The following is a 17,851-nucleotide window of genomic DNA, read 5'->3' as shown; positions in this document are numbered from 1 at the left end:
CACTCAGCAGTTCCGTGACGTCAGGCAAGTACCCCGCCGTCCGCCGACTGAATCCCGTTCCGTCCGGTGCTGGACGGACCGCCGCCGGCCCGGTGTGAACCTGGGCCGGCGGCGGCGATCGTCAGCCGACCGGGCGGAAGCGCCGCAGCCGGAGGCTGTTCGTCACCACGAAGACCGACGAGAAGGCCATCGCGGCGCCGGCGAGCATCGGGTTGAGCAGACCGGCGGCGGCCAGCGGCAGGGCGGCCACGTTGTAGGCGAAGGCCCAGAACAGGTTGCCCTTGATGATCGCCAGGGTGCGTCGGGAGAGCCGGATGGCGTCGACGGCGGTCATCAGGTCGCCCCGCACCAGGGTCAGGTCGGACGCCTCGATGGCCACGTCGGTGCCGGTGCCCATGGCCAGCCCCAGGTCGGCCCGGGCCAGCGCGGCGGCGTCGTTGATCCCGTCGCCGACCATGGCCACGGTCCGGCCCTCGCCCTGGAGTCGCTCGACCACGTCCACCTTGTCGGCCGGCAGCACCTCGGCGATCACCTCGTCGATGCCGACCTCGGCGGCCACGGCCTTCGCCACGGTGGCGTTGTCGCCGGTGAGCAGCACCGGGGTGAGCCCCAGCTCGCGCAGCCGGGCGACGGCCGCCCGGCTGGTCGGCTTCACCGCGTCGGCTACCGCGAGGACCCCGCGGGCCCGGCCGTTCCAGCCGGCCAGAACCGCCGTCCGGCCGGCGGCCTCCGCGTCGGTCACCGCCCGCACGACCTCCTCGGGTACGTCGAGACCGCGCTCGCGCAGCAGCCGGAGCCGCCCGACCACCACCTCCCGGCCGTCGACCGTGCCGGTCACGCCGAGGCCCTCGGCGTTGGCGAAGCCGGTGACCGCGGGCAGCGGTCCCGCCTCGGCGGCGCCGTCGGCGACGGCGCGGGCGATCGGGTGCTCGGACGCCCCTTCCAGCGCGCCGGCGAGCCGGAGCAGTTCGGCCCGGTCCACACCCTCGGCGGGCAGCACGTCGACAAGCGTCATCTTCCCGGTGGTGACGGTGCCGGTCTTGTCCAGCACGACGGTGTCCACCTGGCGGGTGGATTCCAGCACCTCCGGCCCCTTGATCAGGATGCCGAGCTGGGCGCCCCGCCCGGTGCCGACCAGCAGCGCGGTCGGCGTGGCGAGCCCGAGCGCGCACGGGCAGGCGATGATCAGCACCGCCACCGCGGCGGTGAAGGCGGCCGTCGTGCCGGCCCCGGTGCCGAGCCACCAGCCCAGCGTGCCGGCCGCCAGGGCGATCACGATCGGCACGAAGACGCCGGAGATCCGGTCGGCGAGCCGCTGCACGGCCGCCTTGCCGGTCTGTGCCTGCTCCACCAGCCTCGCCATCTGCGCGAGCTGGGTGTCGCCGCCGACCCGGGTGGCCCGGACGACCAGCCGGCCGCCGGCGTTGACGGTGGCGCCGACCACGGTGTCGCCCGGCCCCACCTCGACCGGCACGGACTCGCCGGTGAGCATGCTGGCGTCGACCGCGGAGGTGCCCTCCTCGACCACGCCGTCGGTGGCGACCTTCTCGCCCGGCCGGACCACGAACCGGTCGCCGACCATGAGCTGGTCGACCGGGATCCGGGTCTCCTGCCCGCCGCGCAGCACCGCGACGTCCTTGGCGCCCAGCTCCAGCAGAGCGCGCAGGGCGGCGCCGGCGGTCCGCTTGGACCGGGCCTCGAAGAAGCGGCCGGCGAGGATGAACACGGTCACCCCGGCCGCAGCCTCCAGGTAGATGTTGCCGGCCCCGTCGGTGCGGGTGATGTCGAAGCGGAACGGGTGGGTCATCCCGGGCATCCCGGCGTCGCCGAGGAAGAGGGCCCAGAGCGACCAGCCGAACGCGGCGAGGGTGCCGAGCGAGACCAGGGTGTCCATGGTCGCCGCGCCGTGCCGCAGGTTGATCCAGGCGGCCCGGTGGAACGGCAGCCCGCCGTAGACGACGACCGGGGCGGCCAGCGTCAGCGACAGCCACTGCCAGTAGTCGAACTGCCAGGCCGGCACCATGGCCAGCACGATCACCGGCACGGCCAGCACGACCGACACCCACAGCCGGGTACGCAGCCCGCGCAGCTCGTCCACCGGCTCGGCGGTCGCCTCGGCGGCCTGGGTGGGCGGCGGCGGGACGACGGCGGTGTAACCGGTCTTCTCCACCGTCGCGATCAGGTCGGCCGGGCTGATCTCCTCGGCGTACCGGACGGTGGCCTTCTCGGTGGCGTAGTTGACCGTGGCCTCGACGCCGTCCATCCGGTTGAGCTTCTTCTCGATCCGGGCGGCGCAGGAGGCGCAGGTCATGCCGCCGATCGCGAGTTCGATCAGGTTCGGCGCGACCGGCAGGGACTTCGCGGATGTCATCGCGGCACCTCCGGTCAGTTGTGCCCGTGCCCCGGGGTGCCGTGGTCGGCGCCCGGGGTCGGTGCGGTCGTGGGAGCCGGCGCGGCGGGCGCCGGCGCGGCCTGGTCTCCGGCCAGCACGGTGAACTCCGCGGTGTGCACCGCGTCGCCGTGCCGGAAGTCCAGGTAGAGACGGTACGCGCCGGTCGAGGGCACCTCGGCGGCGAAGGTGACGGCCGGCCCGGCCGGGGTCCGCCCGTCGCCGGGCGCGCCCTCCGGGTGCACGTGCAGGTACGCGAGGTCACCCTGGCGCAGCGCCACCAGGTGCCCGTACGCCCCGAGGTAGGGCTGGAGGTCGGTGACCGGCCGGCCGTCCCGGCTGACGGTCAGGGTGAGCCGGCTGGTCCGGCCGGGCTGCGGGGCGCCGGTGAGGGTGACCGTGTAGCCGTCGACCGTGGTGCTGGTCGCGGGGGCGGGCAGCGGCCGGTGTTCCAGCGCGCCGGGGACGGTGACGTCGACCCCGAGGGTGAGCGGCTCGCCGCCGGTCGGGGTGAAGTCGGCGAACGCCCGCCAGACGCCGGGCCCGGCGAGCGGCGAGGCGACCCGCCAGGTGCCGTCGGCGGAGAGCTCCGGGTGGACGTGCCGGAAGCCGGACAGGTCCCGGCGGGCGACGATCAGGTGCATCTGCTTGTCGTGCGCCACGTCGTAGCGGGTGACGGGCCGGCCGTCCGGGCCGGTGATCCGGAAGGCGAACTCGCCCGCCGGGGCGGTCACCTGCTGGAGCGTGTAGCCGCGGTCGGAGACGAGCAGCCCGCCGGGCAGGTGGGCGGTGTCGGTGGCCGCGTGGCCCCCGTCGCCGTGGTCGGATGCGCCGGAGTCGTGGCCGCCGTCGGTGGCGTCGTGGCGGGTCTCGGCGGCCGGGGTGACGGGGCCGGCCGCGTGGCCGACCCCGTACGCCGTGCCGAACACCGCCGCGAGACCGAGGGCGAAGCCGCTCAGCTTCGTCGCCGTGTTCATCGTGGTACCTCGGTTTCTTCGGGTCCGCGGACCCGTCACGCCCCGACGAGGTCGTAACCGGCCTCGTCCACGGCGGCGCGAACGGTGTCCGTGTCCAACGGGCTCTGACTGGTGACGGTGACCCGGCCGGAGGCCAGGTCGACCTGGACGTCGGTGACGCCCGGCAGCGCGCTCACCTCGGTGCTGACCGAGTTGACGCAGTGCCCGCAGGTCATGCCCTGCACCTGGTACGTGGTGGTGACCATCCCGAATCTCCTTTCCCGCCGCCTCCAGCATATACCCCCGGGGGGTAATGTCAGGAGACACGGCTGCCCGTCGTCGTACCGTTACCCGGTGGGGGTATCGGCTACGTCAAGGACCGTACCATACCCCCGAGGGGTACGGTATCCTTGACGTCATGACCGCACCGACGACCCCGACCCGGGGCTACACCGCCAGCAAGGACCAGCTGCTCGCGCGGCTCCGCCGCATCGAGGGCCAGGTCCGCGGCATCGAGAAGATGGTCGAGGACGACCGCTACTGCATCGACGTGCTGACCCAGATCTCCGCCATTCAGGCCGCACTGGACAAGGTCGGCCTCGGCCTGCTCGACGGGCACGCCCGGCACTGCATGCACGAGGGCGCCGCCGAGGGCCGCGCCGACGAGATGGCCTCCGAGATGATGGCCGCCGTCGGCCGCCTGATGAAGCGCGGCTGACCAGGACGTCCGGCCCCGCAGCTCGGGTCCATCGGCCCGGCCGCCGGGCCCACCTCCGCCGTACGTTCGAGGTGGCGACCGGGACCGGCGCCGACGAGCGGCACCGGACCGGCCGACCCTCGGGACACCGGATCGGAGGGCGGCCGGATGATGTGGAACGGCCCGATGATGGGCTGGATGTGGGCCTGGTCCCTGCTGGGGCTGCTGGTGCTGGTGGGACTCGTCTGGCTGGTGATCCGGCTCACCGGGCCGGCCGCGGGTGCCCTGCCGTCCTCGGCCCGTCGCATCCTCGACGAGCGGTACGCCCACGGCGAGATCGACGACGAGGAGTACCGCCGCCGTCGCGCCGGCCTGGCCTGACCGGTGCGGGTGCCCCGCCGCGAGCGGCCGGGCACCCGCACCGTCACCGGCTCAGAGCCGGTCGAGCAGCTTCCGCATGGCGTCGATCTCGCCCTGCTGGGTGGTGACGATCTGCCGGGCGAGGGCCGTGGCGTCCGGGTGGACGCCGCGGGCGATCTCCTCCTCCGCCATGGTGATGGCGCCCTCGTGGTGGGCGATCATCATGGTCAGGAACTGCCGGTCGAAGTCGGTGCCCGACGCCGCGGCCAGCTTCGCCAGGTCGGCCCCGGACATCATCCCGGGCATGCCGTGATCCATCCCCGGCATGCCGTGCCCGGCGCTCGCCGAGGGCACCGGCCGGCCCCAGGCGGCGAGCCAGCCGGTCATGGTGGCGATCTCCGGCGCCTGGGCCGCCTTGATCTGCGCGGCCAGCCGCTTCACCTCCGGGTCGCCGGCCCGGGTCTCCGCCAGCCCGGACATCTCCACGGCCTGCTGGTGATGCGGAATCATCATCTGCGCGAACATCACGTCCGCGGCGTCGAACGAGGCCGAGGCCCCGGCGGCGGGCGTGCCGGTCGCGGCCGACGGATCGTGGCCGGCGGTCGGGTGGTCCGCGCCACCGCAGGCGGACAGGACGAACGCGGCCGTGAGCGCGGCGCCGGCCAGGGCGGCCGGGCGCGCGAGGGTACGAGTGAACACGAGTGAGCCTTTCGGGTGTCGGAACGTACGCAGCGGTCGGCGGACGCGCGAACCGGTGGTCCGGTCCCCGCGTCGGGCGTCCTATCTGCGCAGCACCGACGTCGTCGCCAGGCGTAGCCCGTGGGGCCGGGGCGGCGGGGCCCGGGGACCGGCGGCGGGCCGGCGCGGGCCACGGACCGCCGGGAAGCCGCCCCGCGACCCGGCCCTTAGCAGCACGGCGAGCAGCAGCACGACGGCGAACGCGCCCAGCACGGCCAGGCAGACGCTCCACCCGGACGGGTCACCGCCCGGGTGGGTCAGCGGCAGCGCGCGCACCGGGCAGCCGTCGCCCGTGCAGTCCGCGAGGGTGGCGGCCCCTCCGGTGTGCCCGACGGCGTGGGCGACCGGCCGTTCCGCCGGCTCGTGCCCGCCGTGGCCGAGGGTGTGCATCGCGGTCAACCCGACCAGCGTGCCGAGCAGCAGCAGGATTCGGGCCCAGCGCCCGCTCACCGCCGTCCGCATCGCCACACCCTCACGGTAGCCAACCGACCGGGCGCCCCGGCCGGGAACCGCCGCCGGTCGCGTCCTCGGTGCGCGCCGGCCCGCCTGGCTACCATTCCGGGCGACGACCCCGGCCTGCGTCGCTCCGCGGGCACCCGGGCCGACCGGTGAACCGACCGGCCCGGTGAGACCTGTCCCGTCGCGAATCGTTGGGAGAGACGCCATGGGCGCCGACCACACCCGTCCCGCGCCGTCCGCCCCGCCGGGCGTACGGCGGATCCTTGTCGCGACGGTGGTGCCGCTCTTCCTGATCACCGTGGTCGCCGCGCTGGTGCTCTGGCCCCGACAGGGCCCGGACCCTGCGGACGCGCCGGCACTGCCCCGCTACCACGGCACGGTGACCCGGGTGGTGACCGTGCCGTGCCCACCGACTCCCGAGACGCCGGAGGGCGGGTCCGCCGGCCCGTGCGGGACGGTGACCGTCAGCGCCGAGCAGGGTCCGGACGCCGGCCGGCAGGTCGAGACGCCGGTGCCCTCCGGCCCCGGCGCGCCCCGCGTCGAGGTCGGCGACAAGGTGATCCTGGTCGAGCTGACCGACCCGGCCGATCCGGCGATGAAGACCTACAACATCGCCGAGCACCGGCGCGGCACGCTGGTCTGGCTGGCGGCGCTGTTCGCCGTGGCGATCGTGGCGTTCGGCCGCTGGCGCGGGCTGGCCGCGCTCGGCGGGCTGGTGGCGAGCTTCGCCATCCTGCTCGGTTTCGTGCTGCCCGGCATCGGCGCCGGCCAGCCGCCGCTGCTGATGGCGATCGTCGGGGCCGCGCTGATCATGTTCGTGGTGCTCTACCTGACCCACGGGATCACCGCGCAGACCTCGGTGGCCGTGCTCGGCACGCTCGGCAGCCTGGTGCTGACCGGGGTCCTCGGCACCCTGGCCACCGCCGCCACCCACCTGACCGGCTTCGGCAGCGAGGACGCGACCACCCTGTCGATGCTCCAGCGCGACGTGGACCTGCACGGGCTGCTGCTGGCCGGGATCGTCATCGGCTCGCTCGGCGTGCTGGACGACGTCACGGTCACCCAGGCGGCCACGGTCACCGAGCTGGCCCATGCCAACCCCACGCTCTCCCGCCGGCACCTCTACCGGGCGGCAACCCGGGTGGGCCGGGCGCACATCGCGTCCACGGTCAACACCATCGTGCTGGCGTACGCGGGCGCCTCGCTGCCGTTGCTGCTCCTGCTCGTCGCCGACTCGCGGCCGGTGAGCGAGATCCTCACGAGCGAGTTCCTGGCCCAGGAGATCGTCCGCAGCGCGGTGGCCACGCTCGGCCTGATCGCGGCCGTACCGCTGACCACCGGACTGGCGGCCGTGGTCACCACGGCCGGGCGGCGCACCACCGCGGGCCCGGTGGCGCCCCCGGCCCCGCGGCCGCCGGAGGCCAGGGACGAGGCGCTGGAGGCGCTGGGCGGCGACAGGAGCACGGAGGCCGCATGGTGACACTCCGCAGCGTGACGGCGGATTTCAAACGCGATCCTGGTCACGCATTGCGAGGACGAATTCTCGCTATTGGTCGGCTTCCGGACGTAGAACACCGAGAGGAGTCTCGGGTAACCTCGCTGCCGGTCACCGCCGAAGGCGCGCACCCGCGCCAGCGGTGCCGCCGCCCAATCGCCCGCGGGCGAGCCGGGGAACCAGGTACATGGGGTGAATCCGCGCGAGCGGTAGGGGCCACTTCCGTCCCGAACCCGGCAGCTAACCCGGTCGGCGGCCGACGGAAGGGAACACTGTGACGGCACCCCTGCGCCGCTGGCTGACCCCCGTGGTGGCCGTGCTCGCCGCGCTCACCGTGCTGGCCGGGCCGACCCCGGCGATGGCGGCCCCGAGCAACCCCACCCCCTCGGGGCACTCCGAGGACGACGACGACCCTCTCATCACCGAGGCCATCGACAGCGCCAACCGGGCCTACCTCCAGGCCAAGGCGAAGCTCGACAAGTCGCGCAAGCGCCAGCTCCAGCTCGCCCTCGAGGTGAAGGCGGCGCAGGGCGAGCTCGACGCGCTGAGCCCGCAGGTGGCCCAGATGGCCGCGCAGTCCTACCGGACCGGCCGGATGGGTGCCATGGCCATGCTCATGGAGAGCAACAGTCCCGACTCGTTCGTCCGGCGGGTCGCCGCCCTCGACGAGCTGAACCTGCTGAACGCGCAGAAGCTCGCCGCCATCAACGCGGCGAAGAACCGCGCCGAGCAGGCCAAGATCGCGCTCGACGCCGAGGTGCGCGAGCAGGAGAAGCAGAAGAACGCGATGGCCCGCGAGAAGGCCGAGACGGAGAAGGCGCTGAAGCTGGTCGGCGGGCTCGGTTTCACCGGCGGCCTGGTCGCCGCCACCTCGCCGGTCGCCCGGATCGGTCCCGGCCGGACGGCCGACGGCGACTGGAAGCCGGAGTCGTGCAGCGAGAACGACCCGACCACCTCGGGCTGCATCACCCCCCGCACGCTCCACGCCTACAAGGAGGTCAAGCGGGCCGGCTTCAACCGCTTCGTGGGCTGCTACCGCCCGGGCGGGCCGTGGGAGCACCCCAAGGGCCGGGCCTGCGACTGGTCCCTCCAGAACAGCGGCTTCTCCCCGTGGCGCACGAAGGACCAGCGGATGTACGGCAACAACGTCGCCGCCTTCCTCATCCGTAACGCCGACCGGCTGGGCATCTACTACGTGATCTGGAACCGGCAGATCTGGTTCCCGGCCACCGGCTGGAAGTCCTACAGCGGGCCCTCCAACCACACCGACCACGTGCACATGTCGCTGCTCTGACGACGTACGCACACGAAGGGCCGGCCCGCGACGCGGGCCGGCCCTTCGGCGTTCTCGGGTGGGTCAGCCGGCCAGCGCCGGGTCGGCGGGTGCGGCCGGGGCGGGCACCGGGGTGGCCGGCGAACCGGCCGGGGCCTCGGCCACCGTGCGCACCTCGCCCGCGCTGAGCCGGTACGACAGGCCGACCACCGTGCACCGCCCCGCCGCCACCTCGCCGGCGAGCACGGAGGACCGGGCCAGCAGCGCCTCCACGGTCTGCGCGATGTGGATGTCGACGATCCCGTCGAGGTCCTCGACGCCCTCCCGGGCGGCCCGGAGCAGGCTCGGCGCGACGGCGTCCACCACCGCGCCGAGGTGCCCGGACGGCGACGTGCCGGTGCGGACCGCCTCACGGGCGGCCTGGACCGCGCCGCACGAGTCGTGGCCGAGCACCACCACGAGAGGGGTGCCCAGCACGGTCACCGCGTATTCGACGCTGCCCAGCACCTCCGGGCCCGCGGTGTGGCCGGCGGTGCGGACGACGAAGAGGTCACCGAGCCCCCGGTCGAAGATGATCTCGGCGGCGAGCCGGGAGTCGGAGCAGCCCACGAGCACCGCGAACGGGTGCTGGCCGTCGGCGACGGCCGCCCGGTGTCCGGCGTCCTGATTCGGATGGTGCGGGGCGCCGGTGACGAACCGGCGGTTACCGGCGTAGAGCTCCGCGAGCGCCTGTTCGGGAGTGATCGGCGGCACTGGTCCTCACCTCGTCCTCGCGCATGAAAGCCCTGGTCAGCCCGGCCGGCGGCGGAGGCGGCCTCGGCACCCACGGTCACACGCAGTCCAAGGTACGTCAAGATTTACGTGATACGGATTTCATACGTTGCGGCGCCCTTGACGCGGGGCTCCGGCGGCACCCGGCGATCGAGGGCAGGACCGGAGGATACGCGAGAGGGCCATACGATGACCACCATGGCGACGACACCGGGTGCGAGAGGCGGCGGCCGGAACTGGACGTTCCTCACCAACCACGGGCACGTGCTCCTGGCCATCGCCCGCAACCCCACCGCCCGGCTCCGGGACGTGGCCGACGAGGTGGGGGTCACCGAGCGGGCCGCCCAGGCGATCGTCGCCGACCTGGAAGCCGGTGGCTACCTGCGCCGCACCCGGGTGGGGCGGCGCAACGAGTACACGGTCAACCCGAGCGGGCACTTCCGGCACCCGGCCGAGGCCGACCAGCAGGTGGGCGCCCTGCTCGCCCTCTTCACCGCCGAGCCGCTCCCGGAGCCGGCGGCCGAGAGCTGACCGCTCCTCGCGTACGCCCGTCACCGTGGACGGCGCGGCGACGGTAATCTCAGCGCGTGCGCGACAGCTTGCGGCCGGACGGGACGACCGAGCGCGTCCGGACCGGACACCGGATCCGATCCGTCCTCTCCGGAGCGGCGGTCGCCGCCCTGCTCGGCGGCGTGCTGGCGGTGCCCGCGCCCGCCGTGGCGGCCCCGAAGTGCGGCCCGCCGGGCGGCCCCGCGCCCACCGACGCCCCCTGGGCGCTGACCCGGCTCGACCCGGCCGCGGCCTGGCGGGTCACCAAGGGCAAGGGCATCACCGTCGCGGTCATCGACTCCGGCGTCTCCCCCACCCACCCGCTGCTGCGCGGCCGGGTGCTCGCCGGGGAGGACTTCAACCAGCTCGCCAAGTTCCACGGTCAGTGCGACCTGGTCGGCCACGGCACCCTCATCGCGGGCATCATCGCCGGGAAGGAGGGCACCGGCACGCCCTACACCGGGATCGCGCCGGAGGCCAAGATCCTGCCGGTGCGGGTGCTGGCCGACAACCAGAAGGCCTTCGACGAGTCCATCCCGGCCGAGATCGGCAAGGCCATCCGGTGGGCGGTCGACCACGGCGCCGACATCGTCAACCTCTCCCTCGTCACCCTCGACGACCCGGCGTTGAAGGCGGCCGTCGACTACGCCCTCGGCAAGGGCGTGATCCTGGTGGCCGCCGCCGGCAACCGGCAGGAGAACCAGCAGGACCAGCCGGCGTTCCCGGCCTCGTACCCGGGGGTCATCGCGGTCGCCGGTGTGGACGAGAGCGGCGGCCACGTCGGCAGTTCGGTCACCGGCGACTATGTGGACATCGCCGCGCCGGGGCTGAACATCATGGGCCCGGCCCCGCAGGGCTCCGGCTACCTGGCCGAGCCGCAGGGCGGCACCAGCTTCGCCACCGGGTACGTCTCCGGGGTCGCCGCGCTGGTGCGGTCCGCGCACCCGGACATCACCCCGAAGGACGTGGCGTTCCGGCTCACCCGGACCGCCGACAGCCCGCCCGACGGGCACAACCCGCTGGTCGGCTACGGGGTGGTCAATCCGTACCGGGCGGTGACCAGCCTGCTGGGCACCCGCAGCGACCCGCCGCTGGGCGCGATGCCGGCGCCCGCGCCGCACACCGACCCGCTGGCCTGGCAGCGCACCGTGGCGATCTGGGCGGCCGTGATCGGCGCGGTGCTGGCCGGGGCCCTGCTGGCGCTGCGGCCGATCCTGGTGCGGGGCCGCCGGCGCGGCTGGCGCCCCGGGCGACGCACCACGCCGCAGGACGCCTGAGCGGCCCGGCGCCGGTCCGGGCCGGTGCCGGACCCGGCCCGGAAAAGCACTACGGCCCCGACCCCGGCGTGAGCCGGAGCGGAGCCGCAGCGGATCGGTCGGGTCAGCCCCAGACCTTGGAGTTGCTCATCTCGGTGGTCATGTAGTTCTCGCGGGCGATGCCGACCGCGTGGCCGATGTCGTTCAGGACCTTGTTGATGTCCCGCACGGCGGCGTCCCACTGAGCCTGGTGCTGCTGGTAGGCGACGCGGTCCTGGCCCTCCCACTCGAGCTTCGTCAGCATCGAGCGCAGCGTGTCCAGCTTCTCGTCGATGGTCCGCGAGATGGTCTGCATCTGCTGGTTGCTGCTCTCGAGGACGGCGTAGTCAACCTTGATGCTCATCGGTTCCTCCTCTGCCTGTCTCTGCGGATCACGGGTTGAGAGCAGAGTGGAACTTGTCCAGCATCTGCTGCTGCTCTTCGTCGTTGACCTGGTGCGTCGTGCCCGACTTGTCAAGCAGGTCGGCGATGTTGTCCATCGCCGTCAGCAGCTTGTTCGTGTCCTCGTTCCAGCGCTGCATCAGGTTCTGGAAACCCGTGGACGCCCCGCCCTTCCAGGCGATGGCCAGGTCGTCGACCACGTTCCAGAGCTTCTTCAGCTCACCGTCGACGTCGCTGCGCGTGGACCGCACGTCACTCGCGGCGGTGTGCAGAGTCGCTGCACTGACCTCGAACGCCATGCTTCACACCCTTCCGTCATCTCTGTGGCGGCGGATCCGCCGCGCCCCTCCCCCGCGGCAAGGCGTACGCACCCCACCGACGGACACTTCAACCGAACCGTAGCGGACGACGTCCAATCCGCGCAGCCCTGCATCCCCATGGCGCACAACGCCGTCCGGCGATCAGACCGTACGACGTGGACGGTCGGCGGCGCCAGCGAGGGGTCAGGACGGACGCCGGTAGGACCGGACGTGCATCACCGCGCCGAAGACCAGCACCACCGCCAGCAGCGCCACGAACAGCCAGAGCACCGGACGGTCGAGCGCCCGGTCGAGCACCACCGGGATCAGCGCGGCGACCCCGGTGAGCAACACCACTTCGGCGGCCCGCTTGGCCCACCCGGCCCGGGACAACTGGGCGACCAGCGCCAGCCCGAGGAAGACCGGCACGGTCACCAGGAAGTACACGAAGAGCACCAAGGTCATCTCGGGACCCCCTCCCGTCACTGGTAGAACTTGGAGTCCTGCACCCAGTCGATCTTGATGTCCTTGATGTCCGGGTCCTGGCCGGTCGGCGCCCAGCCGGGCCGGGAGTCCGAGACGAAGGCGAACCGGTCGTTGCCCTGGAAGCCGGCCATGACGGCCGAGAACACCGCGCTGATGTCCCCGAAGACCAGTGCCAGGATCGCCGCGCTCGCCACCATCCCGGCCACGCCGATCGCCTCGGCGATGGGCGCGGTCGGCGGGAACGCCTGGAGTGCCACCGACGCGATCACCGCGATGAGGATCGGGATGAGCGCGTCGACCAGCGCATTCACCGCGTCGTTGAAGGCGTCCCGGGCGGAGGTCAGCGTGTCCTTGTTGGCGTTGAACGCCTCGGCCAGCGAGTTGATCTCGGCGCCGAGCTTGCGGAGGAAGAGGTCGAACGCGTCGCGGTCGTCGAAGTCCCATTCGGTGTCCGACGGAGGGACCTGCTCCAGCGCCGCGCCGAACTGGTCGCCGCCGAGCAGCCGCGCCGCGTCGCCCCACTCCTTGATGGACTTGTTGACCTCGTCGTTGTCGAACGTCTCCAGATAGGCGATCGCGGCACCGAGCGCCCCGGCGAAGACCAGCCACATCCAGTTGGCCCGCGCCGCCGGCAGCAGGCCGCGCACCGGGGCCGTCGCGGCGGCGACCGTGTGCGTGCCGGTCACCGTGCCGGCCGCGTTGGCGATCAGGATCTCCGACATCAGCTGTTCCCCCCGTCGCGCGCCCGGCCGGTCACTTGACGACCCAGGGCTGGTCGGACTTCTCCCAGTTCTTGGCGGTCTGCTCCAGCTGCTGGGCCGCCTTGTGCAGGTGCTCGATGCCCGTCTTGACGTTGTTCAGATGACCGTCCACGGAGGCGTTGTGCGCCTGCACGGTCGCGCCGCCGAAGAGGGTCAACGCGCCGTCCGGCAGCTTCACACTCTCCAGCAGCGTCTGCACGTTGCGCAGGTACTGGATCGGGCCGTCCGGAGCGTCGAGCTTGGTGCTCGCCTTGCGGATCGCGTCGACGTCGACCTTGTTCGCCACGGCGTCTCCTCCCTGGTCAGCGGCGCAGGCCGCGGGTCGGGTCGGTCAGGTCCACCCCGAACTGCCGGAACCAGTCCTCCGGGGTGAGGTTGCCCGCCTGCGCCCGGCGGACCAGGTCCGAGCCGCCGAGCATGTCGGTCATCAGCTCCTGCTGCCGCTCGGCGAAGGCCGCGTACGCCGCGTCGATCGCGGCTTGGAGCGACTCCGCCAGCGTGTAGCTGTCCAGCCGCATCGCCCGCGCGTTGAGGTCGATGCCGCCGACCTTCATGTCCCCGTCGACCGTCACCCGGACCAGGCCGTCCGGGCTCTCCCCCGTCACCCGCAGCTCGGCGCGCTGCTGCTGGAACTCGGCCAGCCGGCGCTGCTGCTCCTGCGCCTGGCGCAGCAGGCTCTCCACGGCGGCGCTGCCGTTACCCCACGAGGTGCTCACGACTGTCCTCTCCTCGGCTTGACGGTCGGGCCGACGCTACCGGACCCGATCATGCGACGTCCGCCCCGTCAGGCGGGCTCCGTCCAGGCGGTCTGGATGAGCTGCTGCCCGTCCCGGCGGCGGACCAGGGTGCCCCGGCCCGGCGGTTGCGGGCTCGGCCGCAGGTTGCCGAACACCGCGCCCTCCTCACGGCTGCCGGACATCAGCAGGCCCGGCGAGTCCAGCTCGCGCAGGCGTTGCAGCACCGGCTCGTAGAGGGCACGGGCCACACCACCCACCCGGCGGGTGATGATCAGGTGCAGGCCGATGTCCCGCGCCTGCGGCAGCAACTCGTGCAGCGCGCTGAGCGGGTTGTTGCCGCCGGACGCGACCAGGTCGTAGTCGTCCACCAGGATGTAGAGCTCCGGACCCTTCCACCAGCTCCGGTCGCGCAGCTGGGCGGTGGTCACATCCGGCCCGGGCAGCCGGTTCTGCAGGGCGCTGCGGATCGAACCGAGGCCCTGGCTGAAGACCTGGTTGGACGGCGCGTAGTCGAGCAGGTGGTCACCCTCCACCGCACCCAGCAGGCCACGCCGGTAGTCGGCGATGACCAGCCGGGCCTGGGCCGGGGTGTACCGCTCGGCGATGCCCCGGGCGATCAGGCGCAGCAGGTTGGTCTTGCCGCACTCCGCGTCGCCGAACACCGTCAGGTGCGGCTCGCTGGTCAGGTCCAGGTAGACCGGGGCGAGCGCCGACTCGTTGACGCCGATCGGGATGCCCGGCGCCGACCGGTCGATGACCTTCGCCAGCTCGGTGACGGCCAGCTTGCGCGGCAGCAGCCGTACCTTGGGCGCCGGGCGGCCCGGCCAGTTGGCCGCGACGTGCCCGGCCAGAGCGACCGACGCCTCGGTCAGGTCCTCGATGTCGCGCTTGCCGTCGATCCGCGAGATGCCGGTGAGGAAATGCAGCTTGTCGCGGGTCAGGCCGCGACCGGGCGTGCCCACCGGCACGTTCTGCGCGGCCCGCCGGTCGATCTCCGACTCCGCCGGGTCGCCGAGCCGCAGCTCCAGCTTGGTGCCGAGCAGGTCCCGCATGTTGATCCGGATCTCCGCCCACCGCACGGCGGTGATCACCACGTGTACGCCGAAACCGAGCCCGCGGTTGGCCAGGTTGGTGATGGTCTGCTCCAGCTCCTCGTACTCCTGGCGCAGCGTGTTCCAACCGTCGATCACGAGGAAGACGTCGCCGAACGGGTCGTCGGCGAACTCTCCGGCCGCCCGGCGCCGGCGGTAGCTCGCCACCGAGTCGATGCCGTGCTGGGTGAACCGGTTCTCCCGCTCGTCGATGACGGCGACCACCTCGGCCACGGTCCGGCGGACCGCCTCGACGTCGCGCCGCCCGGCCACCCCGGAGGTGTGCGGCAGCCCGTCCAGGCTGCGCAGCGCGCCACCACCGAAGTCGAGGCAGAAGAACTGCACCTCGCGCGGGGTGTGGGTGAGCGCCAGCGAGGCCAGCATCGTGCGCAGCATGGTGCTCTTGCCGCTCAGCGAGGCGCCGACGATCACCACGTTGCCGCCGGCACCCGACAGGTCCACCATCATCGGGTCGCGGCGCTGCTCGTACGGGCGGTCCACGATGCCGACCGGCACCGTGAGCCGGCCCCGCCCCGGCCAGTTGGCGGTGGTCAGACCGAACGTCGGGTGCACGCTCAGCGGCGGCAGCAGCTCGGCCAGGCCCGACGGCTCGGCCAGCGGCGGCAGCCAGACCTGGTGCGCCGGTCGGCCCTGCCCCTGGAGGCGGTCGATCAGCACGTCCAGCATCGCCACGGCCTTGCCGTCGCCGGTCTGCTCCGGCTCGGGCGCCGCCTCGGCCGGGCTCGGCAGGGCCGGCGCCGGCACGTAGTCGATGCCGTAGGGGACGATCCGGCGCTGCACCTGCGCCCGGGTGGACCGCTGCACCTGTCCCGGCGCCCGGTACGGGCCGGACACGTAGGCGGCCCGGAACCGCAGCATCGTGGTGGTGTCGGTCTTCAGGTAGCCGTGGCCCGGCGCGCTCGGCAGCTCGTACGCGTCCGGCACGCCCAGCACGATGCGGCTCTCCACCGCCGAGAAGGTCCGCAGACCGATCCGGTACGACAGGTGGGTGTCCAGTCCCCGGAGCTTCCCCTCCTCCAACCGCTGCGAGGCCAGCAGCAGGTGGACGCCGAGCGACCGGCCGAGCCGGCCGATCATCACGAAGAGGTCGATGAAGTCGGGCTTCGCGGCGAGCAGCTCGGAGAACTCGTCGCAGATGATGAGCAGGCTGGGCATCGGCTCCAGCGGCTCGCCCGCGGCCCGGGCCTTCTCGTAGTCGTAGCGCGAGACGTAGTTGCCGGCCGCCCGCAGCACCTCCTGCCGGCGGTTCATCTCACCCGCCAGGGCGTCCCGCATACGGTCGACCAGCGGCAGCTCGTCCGACAGGTTGGTGATGACCGCGCTGGTGTGCGGCAGCGCGTCCAGCGAGGCGAAGGTGGCGCCACCCTTGAAGTCGACCAGGACGAAGTTGAGCTCCTCGGACGAGTGCGTCACGGCCAGCGCCGCGACCACCGTGCGCAGGAGCTCGCTCTTGCCGGAACCGGTCGCGCCGATGACCAGGCCGTGCGGGCCCATGCCCTCGTGCGCGGACTCCTTGAAGTCCAGCTCGACCACGTTGCCGTCCGGCCCGACGCCGAGCGGGATGCGCAGCCGGTCCCGGTGGCTGCGCGGCCGCCAGGTCTGCTGGGTGTCCACTGTCGCCGCGTCACCGACACCGAGCAGGTCCGGCAGCTCCATGCTGCGAGCCAGCGGCTCCTCGGTGCTGGCGCCCTGCTGCTGCGAGAGCCGGTAGGGAGCGATCTGTCGGGCCAGCCCCTCGGCCGCCGCCATGCTGAGCCGGTCCGGCCGGCCCAACCGGGACGTGGCCGTGCCACGCACCAGGTCCAGCCCGCTGCCGTCGCCGGCGTCCAGGCAGAGCAGCCAGCGGCCGGCGTCGCGGGGCACCGTGCCGGACAGGTCGAGCACCGTGGCGCCGAGCAGGCCCGGCCCCATCAGCGCGCAGGTCGACGAGACCTCGCCGCCGTCGAGCACCACCACGAGGTGCGGTGCCGTGGTGAGCGGCTTCGCCTCCGGCGCGAACCGGGGGCGGCCGCCCAACTCGTTGGCGAGCGCCGCCTCCGCCTCGGCAAGGCTGGCGAAGACCATCCGGCGGGCGCCCGCCGCGTCCGTACGCCCCGGGTGCTGGGCGTGCGGCAGCCACTTCACCCAGTCCCACACCGGCTGCCGGTCGGGGGCGGCCACCACGGCCACCAGGAGGTCGTCCGGCGCGTGGAAGGTGACCAGCTGGCCCAGCGCGGCCCGGGCCAGGTCGAGCACCGGCTCCCGGTCGCCGCGCAGCGCGATCCGGCTGAAGGCGCGCAGCGACAGCGCGGTGGGCAGGTCCGGCACGCTGGAGTGAGCCCGGACGAACCGGCGCAGCGCGATCGCGCTCATCGGCTCCAGGTCCTCCACCGGCTTGGTCTCCGGCGGCACGATCTCCACGGCCAGCCGCTGCGGGCCGAGCGCGATCCGGGCCTCGCCGAAGTCGTCCTCGGTGATCCGCCGCTCCCACAGGCGGCGGGAGGCGGCGACCGACCAGAGCGCGTCGGGCTCGGGGTGCCGCCAGGTCATCGCGGAGCGCTGCTGCTCGGCGGCCCGCCGGGTGCGCTTGCGCATCTGGGCCAGGTAACGCATGTAGTCGCGCCGCTGGGCGTTCAGCTCGGCCTTGTCGTTGCCGCCGTTGCCGAGCGTGCCGACCGCCATGCCCAGCATCGACACGCCGAACAGGCCACCGGCCACGTACGTCATCATGCCGCCGCCGCGACCGGCGTAGAGGAAGGCCATGGCGCCGACGCCGCAGAGCATCGGCAGGATCATCAGCACCTGACCCATGCCCTTGGCCTGCGGCTCCGGCAGCTCGGGCGGGGACTCCAGCAGCACCTCCCCGCGCGGCAGCGCGGGCCCCGGTTGACGCGGAAGCCGGCGGAACACCACCGTGCTCACGGCTGTCTCCTCCCCAGAAGCGGCCCTGCTCGTCGTCGGCCGACGCACCCGAGTCGTCGGGTGGGCAACCTGTGCGACCGCCATCGTAGGTAATCTCCCGGAGGCGCCGTGGACCCACGGGGGCGGCGCGGGCGGCCGAGGTGGATCGTAGGCGAGCACGAGGAGGCCACA

19 protein-coding genes and 1 riboswitch are annotated in these 17,851 nt (G+C 73.2%); of the genes, 6 read left to right on the top strand and 13 right to left on the bottom strand.

Going from position 1 to position 17,851, the window contains the following annotated elements:
- Positions 1–121: 121 nt before the first annotated feature.
- The 3 genes from ABZW14_RS02285 to ABZW14_RS02275 are packed head-to-tail and all read right to left on the bottom strand — an operon-like array spanning position 122 to position 3,611.
- Positions 122–2,371 carry a heavy metal translocating P-type ATPase gene (locus ABZW14_RS02285; protein ID WP_355338405.1) on the bottom strand — a complete coding sequence of 750 codons (2,250 nt, stop codon included), beginning with the start codon at positions 2,369–2,371 and terminating at the stop codon, positions 122–124.
- 14 nt (positions 2,372–2,385) lie between these two features.
- Positions 2,386–3,366 (bottom strand): hypothetical protein, encoded by a 981-nt coding sequence (locus ABZW14_RS02280; protein ID WP_355338402.1) that lies wholly within the window; start codon positions 3,364–3,366, stop codon positions 2,386–2,388.
- Positions 3,367–3,401: 35 nt separating this feature from the next.
- Complete coding sequence (locus ABZW14_RS02275; protein ID WP_030504324.1) at positions 3,402–3,611, bottom strand: heavy-metal-associated domain-containing protein; 210 nt, start codon at positions 3,609–3,611, stop codon at positions 3,402–3,404.
- A gap of 152 nt (positions 3,612–3,763) precedes the next feature.
- Here ABZW14_RS02275 and ABZW14_RS02270 point away from each other — a divergent pair, with 152 nt between their 5' ends.
- Positions 3,764–4,063: a metal-sensitive transcriptional regulator gene (locus ABZW14_RS02270; protein ID WP_030504325.1), complete on the top strand. Its 300-nt coding sequence runs from the start codon at positions 3,764–3,766 to the stop codon at positions 4,061–4,063.
- A gap of 147 nt (positions 4,064–4,210) precedes the next feature.
- Positions 4,211–4,423: an SHOCT domain-containing protein gene (locus tag ABZW14_RS02265; protein WP_355338397.1), complete on the top strand. Its 213-nt coding sequence runs from the start codon at positions 4,211–4,213 to the stop codon at positions 4,421–4,423.
- 51 nt (positions 4,424–4,474) lie between these two features.
- Here the strand turns inward: ABZW14_RS02265 and ABZW14_RS02260 are convergent, their stop codons facing one another.
- Positions 4,475–5,101 carry a DUF305 domain-containing protein gene (locus tag ABZW14_RS02260; RefSeq protein WP_355338394.1) on the bottom strand — a complete coding sequence of 209 codons (627 nt, stop codon included), beginning with the start codon at positions 5,099–5,101 and terminating at the stop codon, positions 4,475–4,477.
- Between the two features lie 81 nt (positions 5,102–5,182).
- Positions 5,183–5,608 carry a hypothetical protein gene (locus ABZW14_RS02255; protein WP_355338391.1) on the bottom strand — a complete coding sequence of 142 codons (426 nt, stop codon included), beginning with the start codon at positions 5,606–5,608 and terminating at the stop codon, positions 5,183–5,185.
- A gap of 196 nt (positions 5,609–5,804) precedes the next feature.
- Between ABZW14_RS02255 and ABZW14_RS02250 the strand changes: the two genes are divergently transcribed.
- Together ABZW14_RS02250 and ABZW14_RS02245 are read left to right on the top strand one after the other, a co-directional pair.
- A complete protein-coding gene (locus ABZW14_RS02250) occupies positions 5,805–7,079 on the top strand; it encodes a YibE/F family protein (protein ID WP_355338388.1) in 1,275 nt (424 codons plus the stop codon).
- 154 nt (positions 7,080–7,233) lie between these two features.
- A riboswitch (cyclic di-AMP (ydaO/yuaA leader) is annotated at positions 7,234–7,365 on the top strand.
- Between the two features lie 3 nt (positions 7,366–7,368).
- Entirely contained in the window at positions 7,369–8,388 is a 1,020-nt protein-coding gene (locus ABZW14_RS02245) for a hypothetical protein (protein ID WP_355338385.1), read from the top strand.
- Between the two features lie 63 nt (positions 8,389–8,451).
- Here the strand turns inward: ABZW14_RS02245 and ABZW14_RS02240 are convergent, their stop codons facing one another.
- Complete coding sequence (locus tag ABZW14_RS02240; RefSeq protein WP_355338382.1) at positions 8,452–9,120, bottom strand: carbonic anhydrase; 669 nt, start codon at positions 9,118–9,120, stop codon at positions 8,452–8,454.
- Positions 9,121–9,327: 207 nt separating this feature from the next.
- On the opposite strand from ABZW14_RS02240, the gene ABZW14_RS02235 reads away from it, so the two are divergent.
- Positions 9,328–9,669 (top strand): helix-turn-helix domain-containing protein, encoded by a 342-nt coding sequence (locus ABZW14_RS02235; protein ID WP_355338379.1) that lies wholly within the window; start codon positions 9,328–9,330, stop codon positions 9,667–9,669.
- A 56-nt stretch (positions 9,670–9,725) separates the two neighbouring features.
- Positions 9,726–10,964, top strand: coding sequence for a type VII secretion-associated serine protease mycosin (gene mycP / locus ABZW14_RS02230; RefSeq protein ID WP_355338376.1), 1,239 nt, complete (start codon positions 9,726–9,728; stop codon positions 10,962–10,964).
- A gap of 103 nt (positions 10,965–11,067) precedes the next feature.
- Here the strand turns inward: mycP and ABZW14_RS02225 are convergent, their stop codons facing one another.
- From ABZW14_RS02225 to eccCa, 7 genes are all read right to left on the bottom strand, one after another.
- On the bottom strand, positions 11,068–11,346 hold the full coding sequence (locus ABZW14_RS02225; protein WP_091260908.1) for a WXG100 family type VII secretion target: 279 nt from the start codon (positions 11,344–11,346) through the stop codon (positions 11,068–11,070).
- Between the two features lie 28 nt (positions 11,347–11,374).
- Positions 11,375–11,683 carry a WXG100 family type VII secretion target gene (locus ABZW14_RS02220; protein ID WP_091260910.1) on the bottom strand — a complete coding sequence of 103 codons (309 nt, stop codon included), beginning with the start codon at positions 11,681–11,683 and terminating at the stop codon, positions 11,375–11,377.
- Between the two features lie 204 nt (positions 11,684–11,887).
- Entirely contained in the window at positions 11,888–12,148 is a 261-nt protein-coding gene (locus tag ABZW14_RS02215) for a hypothetical protein (protein ID WP_355338371.1), read from the bottom strand.
- Between the two features lie 17 nt (positions 12,149–12,165).
- The gene (locus ABZW14_RS02210) at positions 12,166–12,891 is read right to left on the bottom strand and encodes a hypothetical protein (RefSeq protein ID WP_355338368.1); all 726 of its coding nucleotides are present in this window, start codon (positions 12,889–12,891) and stop codon (positions 12,166–12,168) included.
- A gap of 31 nt (positions 12,892–12,922) precedes the next feature.
- Complete coding sequence (locus ABZW14_RS02205; protein ID WP_355338365.1) at positions 12,923–13,216, bottom strand: hypothetical protein; 294 nt, start codon at positions 13,214–13,216, stop codon at positions 12,923–12,925.
- Positions 13,217–13,232: 16 nt separating this feature from the next.
- Positions 13,233–13,646 carry a YbaB/EbfC family nucleoid-associated protein gene (locus ABZW14_RS02200; RefSeq protein ID WP_355338362.1) on the bottom strand — a complete coding sequence of 138 codons (414 nt, stop codon included), beginning with the start codon at positions 13,644–13,646 and terminating at the stop codon, positions 13,233–13,235.
- Between the two features lie 68 nt (positions 13,647–13,714).
- Positions 13,715–17,680 carry a type VII secretion protein EccCa gene (eccCa, locus tag ABZW14_RS02195; RefSeq protein ID WP_355338359.1) on the bottom strand — a complete coding sequence of 1,322 codons (3,966 nt, stop codon included), beginning with the start codon at positions 17,678–17,680 and terminating at the stop codon, positions 13,715–13,717.
- Positions 17,681–17,851: the final 171 nt, after the last annotated feature.

Source organism: Micromonospora sp. NPDC004551 (assembly GCF_040609975.1).
Lineage (GTDB): Bacteria > Actinomycetota > Actinomycetes > Mycobacteriales > Micromonosporaceae > Micromonospora.
This window is presented reverse-complemented; position numbering and strand designations above follow the sequence as displayed.

Coding starts and splice junctions, on each gene's coding strand:
- ABZW14_RS02285 (WP_355338405.1), bottom strand. CDS start 2,371: ATGACATCCGCGAAGTCCCTGCCGGTCGCGCCGAACCTGATCGAACTC.
- ABZW14_RS02280 (WP_355338402.1), bottom strand. CDS start 3,366: ATGAACACGGCGACGAAGCTGAGCGGCTTCGCCCTCGGTCTCGCGGCG.
- ABZW14_RS02275 (WP_030504324.1), bottom strand. CDS start 3,611: ATGGTCACCACCACGTACCAGGTGCAGGGCATGACCTGCGGGCACTGC.
- ABZW14_RS02270 (WP_030504325.1), top strand. CDS start 3,764: ATGACCGCACCGACGACCCCGACCCGGGGCTACACCGCCAGCAAGGAC.
- ABZW14_RS02265 (WP_355338397.1), top strand. CDS start 4,211: ATGATGTGGAACGGCCCGATGATGGGCTGGATGTGGGCCTGGTCCCTG.
- ABZW14_RS02250 (WP_355338388.1), top strand. CDS start 5,805: ATGGGCGCCGACCACACCCGTCCCGCGCCGTCCGCCCCGCCGGGCGTA.
- ABZW14_RS02235 (WP_355338379.1), top strand. CDS start 9,328: ATGACCACCATGGCGACGACACCGGGTGCGAGAGGCGGCGGCCGGAAC.
- ABZW14_RS02225 (WP_091260908.1), bottom strand. CDS start 11,346: ATGAGCATCAAGGTTGACTACGCCGTCCTCGAGAGCAGCAACCAGCAG.
- ABZW14_RS02220 (WP_091260910.1), bottom strand. CDS start 11,683: ATGGCGTTCGAGGTCAGTGCAGCGACTCTGCACACCGCCGCGAGTGAC.
- ABZW14_RS02215 (WP_355338371.1), bottom strand. CDS start 12,148: ATGACCTTGGTGCTCTTCGTGTACTTCCTGGTGACCGTGCCGGTCTTC.
- ABZW14_RS02210 (WP_355338368.1), bottom strand. CDS start 12,891: ATGTCGGAGATCCTGATCGCCAACGCGGCCGGCACGGTGACCGGCACG.